Genomic DNA, 11,635 nt, shown 5'->3' on the forward strand with positions numbered 1-11,635 from the left:
TTTACTCAAGTTCTTTGATAAAATCGGTAATAACCGGGATCAATTCAGGATGTAAAGGCCTGTTGGGTTCGTTGTAGGATTTGGTGTTTACCAGCCTGTCTTTGCTTTCTACTTTTCTGAAAATATGGTTCATGTTCTCAAGTAACACCAGCTTGGAATTTTCATTGGCAGAATGCAGCATTTCAGCCTCCTTCGGTTCTGTTTGAATATCCATGGTTCCATTAATGATCAAAACCGGGATGTCCAGATCTTTAATTTCTTCTGAAGGATCGTATTGCATCCAGCTTTTAATGAAAGGCTGTACATATGGTGCGAAGATGGAAGCAAGCATAGGATTATCATTTTCTGTAGTTCCTTTTTCCTCTAGCTCGTCAAACTTTTTACGGGTACTTTCTCCCAGCTCAGGTGCCATCTTTGAATACTGTTCTACTATAATGTCATCTATAGGTTGTCCCGGGCCAGCCAGGGAAATAAACGCATCTGCATGTTCCTTGGAAGCCAGTATCCCAATTAGCGATCCCTGGCTGTGACCGGCTACGATGAAATTTTCAAATTCATCCTTAGCTTTAAAATAATTAAGTATATCTACTACATCACCAGCCATATCTGAAATGCTGAGGTCTTCGATCTTCATTTTAAGTTCCATCATTTTGAAGATCCTCTTATCAAAACGAAAGGAAGCTATACCATTTCCGGCAAGTTCGCGAGCCATCTTTTTCATTCCATCGTTTTTCATCATGGATTGGTTCCCATCCCTGTCTGTAGGACCAGAGCCCTGTATAAAAATGATGAGGCTTTCTGCCTTTTGATCTGCTGGCCTGGTTAAGGTTCCAGGGATCAACTCGTTTATACTTAATTCTTCTTCGGTATATTTTACCTCCTGGGCAAATCCTGAAAAGGATATATTTAAAAGGAGAATAAGGGTTATGCTGATTTTTTTCATTTCTGGTTTAATTTTTCCTGATATCGCCTGATCACTTTTTTGGCTTCTTCAGGCTTATTGGTTCCTATCAGGAATTTCTTTTTGTCTTTTGTAATGATCTGTATGCCTATATTTCCTGATACATTATAAGCTTTTTTCTTGCGGGATACTCGAATTCCCCAACCGCCATATTCTGTCCAGGGAGAATATTTCCTGACGTAACACTCATTGATCTCACTCCATTTAAATTCTTTCCTGAAAAAGCTAAAAGCTTCAAACCTGGCGCTTATTCCCTTGGCATCGATCTTAGTATGTAATCTCAAAACCCAGAAAAGAAGGATGATCAATAGCACTAGACCCAGGCCAAAAAATTCCGCGGTCGCCGTTCCGTGTAATTGATAATTTTTTACCATGGGAATAATACAGCCTACCATGGTAAGAGCGAGGATTGCGATGAACCACCATTGCCTGAAAGCCTGTTCTTCCTTAAAAATTCGCATTCCTAATGATTCAGGGTTCCGGCATTTACCACAGGAGTCGCATCTTTATCTCCGCAAAGAACTACCATAAGATTACTAACCATAGCTGCTCTTCTTTCTCCATCAAGTTCTACCACTTCTTTTCTGCTTAATTCATCCAGAGCCATTTCTACCATACTTACGGCACCTTCAACGATCTTATGTCTTGCGGCAACGATTGCAGTAGCCTGTTGTCTTTTTAACATGGCGCTGGCAATCTCATTGGCATAGGCCAGATATCCGATCCTTGCTTCCAGGACTTCGATACCGGCAATATGTAATCTTTCTTCCAGCTCTTTTTCTAAGGCATCGCTTACCTCATTTACACTCGATCTAAGGGTAATATCCTCATCCAGTCCTTCGTCGGCAAAATTATCATAAGGATACAAACTGGCAAGTTTTCTTACCGCAGCATCTGTTTGCACTACCACAAAATTCTCAAAATTATCCACATCAAAAGATGCTTTAAAGGTATCCTCGACCCTCCATACCAGGATGGTGCTAATCATTACCGGGTTACCAAGTTTATCGTTCACCTTAAGACGCTCACTATCAAAGTTTCTTGCCCTAAGCGATATTTTCTTTTTAGTATAGAAGGGGTTTACCCAGAATAATCCGTTTTGTTTTACGGTTCCCTTATAATCTCCAAAAAGCAAAAGTACGCGGGACTCGTTGGGATTTACCAGGATAAGCCCTGGCAGAATTAAAATAGCGATAATAAAGGCGATGCCCCATGTTGGGTTGCCTGTAGAAAGAACAGCTGCAATACTTCCGAAGAAAAGTATTAGAAATAGAAATAACATTACGTAGCCGTTAAATGCCTTTAGTGATTTTTCCTGTGTCATGATCGAAATTAGTTATGATATTAAAATGATATCATAAATATATAATTTTAAATTTTAATCTTTTGTATTGTTAACAGTTATTTTTTGTTGTCTTGATTATATTTGCGGCAAATAACAAAAAAGATGAGAAGAATATTTTTTGCAGTCACTTTTATATTTGCTTCAAGCTTTGGATTTGCTTCTGAAGGAGATTGGGGTAAAACAGGGCATAGGGCTACAGCAGAAATAGCCGAAAGTCATTTAACCGAAAAAGCAAAAAAGGCTATCAACGATCTATTGGACGGATACGGTCTGGCATTTGTCGCTAATTACGCCGATGATATTAAAAGTGATCCGGATTATAGAAAGTATGGTCCATGGCACTATGTGAATATAGATCCAGAAGCTGAAGAGTATGTTGTTGAGGAAGCTAGTGAGAAAGGTGACCTGGTACAGGCTATTAGAAAATGTGTGCAGGTTTTGAAAGATGATAATGCTTCAGAAGAGAAAAAAGAATTTCATCTTAAAATGCTGGTTCATTTTGTAGGGGATCTTCATCAGCCTTTTCATACTGGCCATGCCGAAGATAAAGGAGGAAATGATATTCAGGTGCGCTGGTTCAATGACGGTTCTAATATTCACAGGGTATGGGACAGTGAAATGATCAATTTTTACCAGATGAGCTATACAGAACTGGCAATGAACACTAAAGACCTTACGAAATCTGAAATTAAATCAATTCAGAAAGGAAAGTTATTGGATTGGGTCTATGAATCCAGAGCAATGGCTGAAGATCTTTATGCAGGAGTAGAAAATGGTGAAAAGTTAGGCTATTCTTATATGTATGAGCATATGCCTACGGTGCTTACTCAATTGCAAAAAGGAGGTTTACGTCTGGCTAAGATCCTTAATGATATATATTCCGGTAAAGAGAAGGATTCTTAGTAGATCTTTCTGAAAGTAAGATTTATCCTGGGATCAACCTGCATTTTAGTTTTTGGAAGCTGATGTTTCCAGAACTCCTGAGTTGTTCCCTTCATGATTAAAAGGCTGCCATGTTGCAGCCTTATTTTATGCTTAGCCGTTGTATCTTTTTTATGTTTTAGATGAAATATTCTTTTTTCTCCTAAACTTACAGAAGCGATAATCGGATTTTCTCCTAATTCCTTTTCGTCGTCAGAATGCCATCCCATGCTATCTGAGCCATCCCGGTAATAATTCGCCAGGCAAACATTGAAACTGGTTTCGGCGTATTTCTCACATTTTCTTTTGATCTCTTTCAAATCCCTGGTAAAAGGATCGGGCTTCATTTCCAGGCCTGAATAGGTATATGATTTTCCAGATTCACCGAACAAGGCAGTTAATCTTGGTTGATAGATCTCCCTGCCGAAGAGCTTTATTTTATCATGCCTCCAATTATCTAGATTTTTAAGATGATCTAAATAGGTATTTGCCTTTTTCTCATCAAGAAAATTGGGGTAATACTCCAGCTCTGCGTCTTTAAGATCGATCTTCATGAGATTAAAATTCTAAAATCTTAAATAATACCATGCCCACCAGATAATAATAAATTGTAAGAAAATCCTTACAATTAAAGCCCAGCGGGGTAGTCCCGCTCCTGCTTTCTCTGAGGATAACATATAGAAGTGTACCAGGAAGAAAATAAGCAACATCAATATTATCCCATAGATGGCGTAATCTTTTGTTGCCGGGAACAAAAGGCCAATACCTAAAATGATCTCTGCCAGTCCGCTAAGGAGCACCAAAGCCTTATGGGCCGGGAGGTATCGAGGCATGATTCTCATATACATTTTAGGTTTTATAAAATGAAAAATACCTGCGACGATATACATTATCGCCATTAAATAAAGATGCCAGGGGTAGGTCATGAAAATAATTTTTGATGAAGATAAGAGAATTTAGCGTTCGAAGAAATTTGTTAAAACTTTTACTCCTACAAATAAATGTTGCGTAAATACTTTAATTAGAGTAATTTCAAACCCCAAAATCTAACTGTTAACCTAACCAGCTTTTGAAGAAAAACTACTTTCTTTACATTCTAGTATGTGTTTTTTTCTGGAATTACTCCGCGGCACAATCTACCGATAAGATTTCTGAAGATTCTCTAAGGGTTATTTCAGAAACTATTGCAGATCAGATGGGTAAGTACCATTATGAGCAGGCTATCGAACAAGCTCATAACCTTTTGACTCTCGCTAAGGATCAGGAAAACTTCTATTATGTTACAAAGGCTTATAATTATTTAGGACACGCCTATACCGATCAGGAAGATAGTGCACGTGCTCGTAAAAATTACACACTTGGTCTGGAGTACGCTCAGTTAAGTAAGAATGACACTGTTTTAATGCATTCTTATAATAACCTTGGGAATATTTATTCTGAGATCCCTGAAACACAGGAAAGGGGAATTGCCTATTATAATAAAGTGATTGATATTGCTAATAGAATTGGTGCTACTTCAGAACTTATTGCTCCAAAGACCAATATCGGCTGGACTTACCTTGATGATGGGCAATATGAAAAGGCTTTTCCATATATCTATGGTTCCCTGGAATTAATGGATTCCCTGGTCCAGGAGAAACCGGAATACCTGAACCAAATTGATTATTTCTATTCACCAATTTATATGCTTCATGGAAGGTATTATTCGCATAAAAGGCAATTTGATACCGCCAAGTATTATTTTGAAACCTCTATTGAGTTAGCAGAAAGAGATAGTTTGATCTTTGAAGCTGCAGAGGCATATGATGAATATTCAAAAATGCTGGCCAGGCAGGGAGATTATGAAGCCGCTTACCAGGCGCAGCAAAAATTCATCGATTATAAGTCGATGTTCTTCGAGAGTGAAAAATTAAAACAAACAGAGGCCGCTAACGCGAAATACAATCTCAACCAGTATAAAAAGGATCTTCTTATCGCTGAGAAGGAACAGAAATATCAACATGATATTATTCAGAAGTCCAAAGAGAAGGTTGTGGTAATGGTATTTTCTTCCATTGGGATGATCTTTATTCTGGTCTTCCTTTATAAAGTGAACCGTGACAGGCAGAACCTTATCGAGAAATTAAAATTCAAGAATATCCAGTACCGGGATGCTAAGGTAGAGGCAGAGAGGCTTTCCTTGTTAAAAACAAGATTCTTTAGTACAGTTAGTCACGAGATCAGGACTCCGTTATACGGAGTGGTAGGTCTAACGTCCTTACTGCTTGAAGACAAGAGCCTTAACAAGCATAAAACAGATCTTAAGTCCTTAAAATTCTCAGCAGATTATTTACTGGCTCTAATTAATGATGTTCTCCAGATGAATAAAATGGAGTCTAATGAGGTAAAACTGGAGAATGTATCCTTCAGCCTGAAGGATCTCATGAATAGCATCGTGAATAGTTTCGAATTTACCAGGGTACAGAACAAGAATAAGATCCACCTGGATATAGATGAGAATATACCAACCTTTCTTATTGGAGATTCGATACGGCTATCCCAGGTTCTTATGAACCTGGTTGGTAATGCCACGAAATTTACCGAAAGAGGTAATATATACATACAGGCGAAGCAAACAGATTCATCAGAAGACAGGTCTAAAATCTATTTCGAAATTAAAGATGATGGTCCGGGTATTCCGGAAAGCAAGAAGAAGGTTATCTTCGAGGAATTCTCCCAGCTAAATAATTCGAACTATAATTACCAGGGCACAGGTCTTGGATTGCCAATTGTGAAAAGGTTGCTTAAACTTTTCAACGCCAAGATCAAACTTGAAAGTAAGGAAGGGGAAGGGTCTGCCTTCAGTTTTTATATAACCTTCAAAATAGATAATTCTAAGAAGGAAATATTAGAAGAGATCGAGCCTTCAGAAATTATTGATCATTCCGGAAAAAAGAAGATCCTGATCGTTGATGATAACCGAATTAACCAGGTGGTCACCAAAAGGATCCTGGAAAAGAAGGATTTTGAATGCGAAGTTGCTGCAAACGGACATCAAGCTATCGAAATGGTGAATAATGGTAAGTATGACCTTGTACTTATGGATGTGAATATGCCTGGAATTTCTGGTTTGGAGGCTTCAGTTGAAATTAGAAAATTTAATCGTGATATCCCTATTCTTGCCTTAACTGCAGTTGAGGTAGAAGAAATACGGGAAGATATTAAGGCTGCCGGAATGAGCGGAATCATCATAAAACCTTATGATGTTCAGCAATTTTACCAGATCGTATATAAAAACCTAAGCATTAATAAACTTACCGAAGAGGTATAGCTCATTTATTTCTTTACCGGTTTCGCAGATTCCGGAGCTTCAAAAAAGCCTTTTTCAGGTTCGAAAAATTTAAAGTTGGAAAGTGTGGCCTCTCCCAGTTTTTCTCCAAATCCTGTTTCAGCATTCCAGTTATGAAAACGCCATTCGGTGGCCAGGTCTACGTTCTCATAATTCTGGTAATTTGAATAAACTATAGCGTGGGGGTTTTTTTCTGCCTGTTCGCGATCCTTGCTAAAGGTCACGATATAAGCAGCCGCTTTTAATCTATTCGTTTCCGGATCTTTATAAACGATATACCAGTCATCTGGCGAATCACCTATGTTAGATTCAAAACTGAGTTTCGCGGTTTCATATTGCAAACTGTCTAGGAGACGATTTTCCTGTGTTTCCCAAACCGTTCCCGGATCTGTGAGCTTAAAGGGCATCGCGAAGAAATATTGCCAGGTGAAAATATCGAATCTGGCATCTTCAACGTTTGCCGTATCTGGAGTGATAAAAACTTCCTCTCCGTCATAAATTATAGAGGTACCGTTAGATCTATCTAATCTTACCTTAGAAGAGTTAGTGGTCATGCTAACCTTGCCGTCCAGCCTCGTGCTACCTCCAAATTTCAGGTTAATGTCGAAGGAGATCGCTTCGCGGGTCATGAAAGCAGCCTTGTTATGAGCTTCCTCAATATTTTCTGAAAAGGAAAAAACCTTTGGGGGCGTTGCTCCATCTCCAATTCCATTATCTGGTTCTACAGGTATCTTTTCTTCAGATGTATTCTGTTTACAGGCTATGATCAAAAGCAATGCGAAAAGGAGGCTTAATTTTTTCATCAGGGATAGTTTTGGTTAAAAATACGAAAGAAAAGGGATTGGAAATAAAAAACCGCTTCCGAGGTGGAAAGCGGTTTTCAATGAGATCTAAACAGATCTTATTTTACCATTTCAAAACTTCTCTTGATGAAGTTTGTCAATTCTTCTCCTTTAAGGAGATTTTGAGAAAGTCTAGCAAGATCTAATGATTGTTTAATTAGACGCTGCTGTTTTTTCTCTGTTTTGGTATTAAGAATGGTGTTGATGAGCTCGTGATTGGTATTCACAACCAGGTTATACATCTCTGGCATATTGCCCATTCCAAACATTCCGCCGCCACCGGTCTGCTGCATTTCTTTCATTCTTCGCATAAATTCCGGCTGAGTGATGATCAATGGGGCAGCATTGCTGTCCATCGCTTCCATCTGTATCGTATACTTTTCAGAAGGGATCACCTTTTCAAAATCACTTTTCAGCTTCTCTTTTTCTTCTTCAGAAAGTTTAGAGATCTTATCGTCATCTTTCTTGATAAGGTTATCTACATGATCTGAATCTACACGTACAAAGGAGATCTTTTCTTTTGAAGTTTCCAATTTTTGAAGCAGGTGAGAAACGATAGGAGAGTCCAGTAATAATACTTTATATCCTTTATCCTTTGCAGCCTCAATATAACTGTGCTGCTCATTTTCGTTGGAAGCATAAAGAACAACCATGTTACCATCCTTATCGGTCTGGTTCTCCTTAATCTTCTCCTCCAGCTCAGTGAAGGTATAATACTCTCCATCTGTAGTTGGGTATAGAGCGAATTTGTCTGCTTTTTCAAAGAATTTATCTTCGGTAAGCATACCATATTCAATAACGATCTTAATATCGTTCCATTTCTTCTCAAAATCTTCCCTGTTATTATTGAAAAGACTCTTCAGCTTATCGGCCACTTTCCTGGTGATATAACTAGAGATCTTTTTCACGGCACTATCTGCCTGCAGGTAAGATCTGGAAACGTTAAGAGGAATATCTGGTGAATCTATCACCCCTCTTAGCATAGTAAGGAATTCAGGAACGATACCTTCAACATTATCGGTTACAAAAACCTGGTTCTGGTAAAGCTGAATTTTATCTTTCTGAATGTTCATATCCTGGGCCATTCTTGGGAAATAAAGAATTCCCGTAAGGTTGAAAGGATAATCTACATTTAGGTGTATATGGAATAATGGCTCCTCGAATTGCATAGGATACAATTCTCTATAGAATTCATTATAATCTTTTTCTTCAAGATCTGTAGGCTGCTTGGTCCATGCCGGTTCCGGGTTGTTGATGATATTATCAACGGTCTTGGTTTCCGGTTTAGCATCTTCCTTGGCATCTTCTGGAAGCGGAAGAGTTTCTTCCTTGGTTCCAAATTTGATCGGGATTGGCATAAACTTGTTATACTTCACCAATAATTCCTGAATACGGTTCTCTTCTAAGAACTCCTTATCATCTTCATTTATATGAAGAATAACCTCGGTACCATGTTCTTTTTTATCTCCTTCTTCTAAAGTAAACTCTGTAGTACCTTCACATACCCAATGGGCAGCTGGTTCATCTTTATGAGATTTTGTACGAATCTCTACTTTATTCGCTACCATAAAGGCAGAATAGAATCCAAGGCCAAAATGGCCGATAATTCCACTGTCTTTGGCGGAATCTTTATACTTATGTAAGAACTCCTCAGCGCCAGAAAAAGCAACTTCGTTGATGTACTTTTCTACTTCTTCTTTGGTCATTCCAATTCCCTGGTCTGTAATGTGAAGTGTATTATTATCTTTATTGATCTTCACTTCGATCACAGGGTTACCATAGTCTACGTTGGCCTCACCAAGGCTGCTAAGGTGTTTAAGTTTAAGAGTCGCATCGGTTGCATTTGATATAAGCTCCCTCAAAAAGATTTCATGATCACTGTATAAAAACTTCTTGATGAGCGGAAAAATGTTTTCAACAGATACATTTATTTTTCCGGTTGCCATATTTATAGTTTTAAATTTTGATTCACTCTCCTGAATTCAAAAAAAATACCATTAATGATTTGCTGTCAAACTGACACGATATGTAATTCGCAACTGTCTTTTGCGTCTAAAAACCTAGTTTTCAATAGGGATTGAAATTTTTAACAATAATTTGTTTAAACTTTAAGTGAATTACTTAAACAAAGTTGTAAATTTATATCAGAATTAAAAGTTATGGCAAAGACATCAGGAAATAAGACAGTGAAGAAAGCTCCAAATGCTGATAAACTTATCGCTATATATATGGATTATGTACTTGAGCACGAGAAGACACCTAGAAGTGTCTACAAGTTTGCCAAGGATAATGAAATGACCGAGGCAGATTTTTATAAGCACTTTGGAAGTTTCGAAGGTTTAAGAAAAGCTATTTGGGATAAATTTTTTGAGAATAGCATGAGTGTAATGGAAAAGGCTAAGGAGTACGCGACTTTCGATAATCGCGAAAAGCTACTTACTTTTTTCTATACATTTTTTGAGGTGCTAACAGCAAACCGAAGTTACGTTCTTTACGTACTTAATGAACATGGGCAATCTTTAAAAGGATTAGACCAACTGAAAAATTTAAGGAAGAAAATCAAGAGTTACGCTAAAACTCTTATTCAGGATGGCAATAGGGAAAAATCTCTAAAATTATTTCAGCAGAATGAAATGATCTTTTCTGAAGGAGTATGGGTACAGTTTTTATTCCTACTTAAATTCTGGATGGATGATAATTCTCCAGCATTTGAAAGTACAGATATAGCAATAGAAAAATCGGTGAACACGGTATTTGATCTATTTGATAACACTCCCTTAGAAAGAGTGGTAGATTTTGGAAAATTTCTGTGGAATGAAAGAATGGCGTAAGCCAAAAGTGAAAGATAGATGAAAACCATAGATAAAATACCAACAGGAAAAATAGGCAGGACCGGGAAACTGGTTTCCACGGGAGTGAAAATCGGTGGAAATTACCTTAAATATTACGGGAAAAAAGCCTTTAATCCTGAATTGACCAGGGATGAGCTGGATGAAGATAATGCTTCAGATATATATGACGGCTTGAAAAGTTTGAAGGGGAGTGCTCTGAAGGTAGCACAAATGCTATCCATGGAAAAAAACCTTCTACCTGGAGCTTATGTTGAAAAATTCAGTCTGGCGCAGTTTAGTGTACCACCATTATCTGCTCCTTTGGTAAGAAAGACATTTAAGAAATATCACGGAGAATATCCGGAAGATCTATATGATACGTTTGCAGCCCAGTCGGTAAATGCGGCCAGCATCGGACAGGTGCATAAGGCCACAAAAGATGGGAAAAAACTTGCTGTGAAAATCCAATATCCGGGGGTTGCAGACAGTATCAGTTCAGATCTTGCTATGGTAAAACCCATAGCGCTTAAAATGTTCAATTTATCTTCTAAGGATTCCGAGAAATACTTTAAGGAAGTTGAAGGTAAGCTTTTGGAGGAAACAGACTATATACTGGAAGTGAAACAAAGTAAAGAGATCTCTGAAGCTTCCTCGCACATCCCAAACCTTAGATTTCCTAAATATTACGAAGATCTTTCGAGTGAACGTATCATCTCGATGGATTGGATGGAAGGAATTCATTTGAGCGATTTTGCCAAGCAGAATGAAGATCAGGAACTGGCCAATAAAATAGGACAGGCACTTTGGGACTTTTATATGTTCCAGATCCACGGATTAAAGCAGGTACATGCAGATCCACATCCTGGTAACTTCCTGGTAGATAAAGATGAAAATCTTATCGCGATAGACTTTGGTTGTATCAAACAGATACCTGAAGATTTTTATGAGCCTTATTTCTCTTTAACGAATAGAGAAAATTTAAATGATAAAGAATTTTTTTACAAAAAACTCTATGAGCTTGAAATTCTGAATGAGAATGATTCAGAAAAAGAAAAAGAGTTCTTTTCAGAAATGTTTCATGAGATGTTTACAATGTTCTCGACCCCATATCAATCTGAAAAATTTGATTTTACCGATGAACAATTCTGGAAACATCTTACTGAACTAAGTGAAAAATATTCGAAAGACCCTGAATTACGAAGAATGAATGGAAATAGAGGAAGTAGACATTTTCTCTATATGAGTAGGACCTTTTTTGGCCTTTACAATCTATTACATGATCTTAAAGCGAAAGTAGATATTCAAAATTTTAGAGTGTATCTCTAATGGTTGATTTATTGGTTAGGTTGTTAGGAAGCGTAGTCGATCCCAATCGGATGCGCTTCCTTTTTTTATGAAAAAAAAATC

General features: G+C 37.7%; 11 protein-coding genes. 4 read left to right on the forward strand and 7 right to left on the reverse strand.

Features of this window, described 5'->3' with window-relative positions; translation table 11 throughout:
• Position 1: 1 nt before the first annotated feature.
• Genes C8P64_RS13445 through C8P64_RS13455 form a run of 3 tightly spaced genes read right to left on the reverse strand, consistent with a single transcriptional unit; the run spans position 2 to position 2,285 of the window.
• Entirely contained in the window at positions 2–943 is a 942-nt protein-coding gene (locus C8P64_RS13445; RefSeq protein WP_108172592.1) for an alpha/beta hydrolase family protein, read from the reverse strand.
• Positions 940–1,422: a hypothetical protein gene (locus C8P64_RS13450; protein WP_108172593.1), complete on the reverse strand. Its 483-nt coding sequence runs from the start codon at positions 1,420–1,422 to the stop codon at positions 940–942. Before C8P64_RS13450 ends, C8P64_RS13445 begins: the two co-directional genes overlap by 4 nt.
• Positions 1,423–1,424: 2 nt before the next feature.
• Positions 1,425–2,285 carry an SPFH domain-containing protein gene (locus tag C8P64_RS13455; RefSeq protein ID WP_108172594.1) on the reverse strand — a complete coding sequence of 287 codons (861 nt, stop codon included), beginning with the start codon at positions 2,283–2,285 and terminating at the stop codon, positions 1,425–1,427.
• A 123-nt stretch (positions 2,286–2,408) separates the two neighbouring features.
• Here C8P64_RS13455 and C8P64_RS13460 point away from each other — a divergent pair, with 123 nt between their 5' ends.
• Complete coding sequence (locus C8P64_RS13460; RefSeq protein ID WP_108172595.1) at positions 2,409–3,209, forward strand: S1/P1 nuclease; 801 nt, start codon at positions 2,409–2,411, stop codon at positions 3,207–3,209.
• Here C8P64_RS13460 and C8P64_RS13465 read toward each other — a convergent pair.
• Together C8P64_RS13465 and C8P64_RS13470 are read right to left on the reverse strand one after the other, a co-directional pair.
• Positions 3,206–3,781, reverse strand: a complete 576-nt coding sequence (locus C8P64_RS13465) for an alpha-ketoglutarate-dependent dioxygenase AlkB family protein (RefSeq protein WP_108172596.1) — start codon at positions 3,779–3,781, stop codon at positions 3,206–3,208. The two genes, C8P64_RS13460 and C8P64_RS13465, sit on opposite strands and share 4 nt — an antisense overlap.
• A 12-nt stretch (positions 3,782–3,793) precedes the next feature.
• A complete protein-coding gene (locus tag C8P64_RS13470; RefSeq protein WP_108172597.1) occupies positions 3,794–4,153 on the reverse strand; it encodes a DoxX family protein in 360 nt (119 codons plus the stop codon).
• Between the two features lie 143 nt (positions 4,154–4,296).
• On the opposite strand from C8P64_RS13470, the gene C8P64_RS13475 reads away from it, so the two are divergent.
• Positions 4,297–6,537 (forward strand): tetratricopeptide repeat-containing hybrid sensor histidine kinase/response regulator, encoded by a 2,241-nt coding sequence (locus C8P64_RS13475; protein WP_108172598.1) that lies wholly within the window; start codon positions 4,297–4,299, stop codon positions 6,535–6,537.
• Between the two features lie 5 nt (positions 6,538–6,542).
• Here C8P64_RS13475 and C8P64_RS13480 read toward each other — a convergent pair whose 3' ends face one another.
• Together C8P64_RS13480 and htpG are read right to left on the reverse strand one after the other, a co-directional pair.
• A complete protein-coding gene (locus C8P64_RS13480) occupies positions 6,543–7,358 on the reverse strand; it encodes a DUF6503 family protein (protein WP_108172599.1) in 816 nt (271 codons plus the stop codon).
• Positions 7,359–7,456: 98 nt separating this feature from the next.
• Positions 7,457–9,343 carry a molecular chaperone HtpG gene (htpG, locus tag C8P64_RS13485; RefSeq protein WP_108172600.1) on the reverse strand — a complete coding sequence of 629 codons (1,887 nt, stop codon included), beginning with the start codon at positions 9,341–9,343 and terminating at the stop codon, positions 7,457–7,459.
• Between the two features lie 213 nt (positions 9,344–9,556).
• On the opposite strand from htpG, the gene C8P64_RS13490 reads away from it, so the two are divergent.
• Together C8P64_RS13490 and C8P64_RS13495 are read left to right on the forward strand one after the other, a co-directional pair.
• Complete coding sequence (locus C8P64_RS13490; protein ID WP_108172601.1) at positions 9,557–10,228, forward strand: TetR/AcrR family transcriptional regulator; 672 nt, start codon at positions 9,557–9,559, stop codon at positions 10,226–10,228.
• An 18-nt stretch (positions 10,229–10,246) separates the two neighbouring features.
• Positions 10,247–11,554, forward strand: a complete 1,308-nt coding sequence (locus tag C8P64_RS13495; protein ID WP_108172602.1) for an ABC1 kinase family protein — start codon at positions 10,247–10,249, stop codon at positions 11,552–11,554.
• Positions 11,555–11,635: the final 81 nt, after the last annotated feature.

The organism is Christiangramia gaetbulicola (assembly GCF_003054225.1).
Classification (GTDB): Bacteria; Bacteroidota; Bacteroidia; order Flavobacteriales; family Flavobacteriaceae; genus Christiangramia; species Christiangramia gaetbulicola.

Excerpts from the sequence above, each read along its gene's own strand:
- C8P64_RS13445 (WP_108172592.1), bottom strand. The coding sequence starts at position 943 with ATGAAAAAAATCAGCATAACCCTTATTCTCCTTTTAAATATATCCTTT.
- C8P64_RS13450 (WP_108172593.1), bottom strand. The coding sequence starts at position 1,422 with ATGCGAATTTTTAAGGAAGAACAGGCTTTCAGGCAATGGTGGTTCATC.
- C8P64_RS13455 (WP_108172594.1), bottom strand. The coding sequence starts at position 2,285 with ATGACACAGGAAAAATCACTAAAGGCATTTAACGGCTACGTAATGTTA.
- C8P64_RS13460 (WP_108172595.1), top strand. The coding sequence starts at position 2,409 with ATGAGAAGAATATTTTTTGCAGTCACTTTTATATTTGCTTCAAGCTTT.
- C8P64_RS13465 (WP_108172596.1), bottom strand. The coding sequence starts at position 3,781 with ATGAAGATCGATCTTAAAGACGCAGAGCTGGAGTATTACCCCAATTTT.
- C8P64_RS13470 (WP_108172597.1), bottom strand. The coding sequence starts at position 4,153 with ATGACCTACCCCTGGCATCTTTATTTAATGGCGATAATGTATATCGTC.
- C8P64_RS13480 (WP_108172599.1), bottom strand. The coding sequence starts at position 7,358 with ATGAAAAAATTAAGCCTCCTTTTCGCATTGCTTTTGATCATAGCCTGT.
- htpG (WP_108172600.1), bottom strand. The coding sequence starts at position 9,343 with ATGGCAACCGGAAAAATAAATGTATCTGTTGAAAACATTTTTCCGCTC.
- C8P64_RS13490 (WP_108172601.1), top strand. The coding sequence starts at position 9,557 with ATGGCAAAGACATCAGGAAATAAGACAGTGAAGAAAGCTCCAAATGCT.
- C8P64_RS13495 (WP_108172602.1), top strand. The coding sequence starts at position 10,247 with ATGAAAACCATAGATAAAATACCAACAGGAAAAATAGGCAGGACCGGG.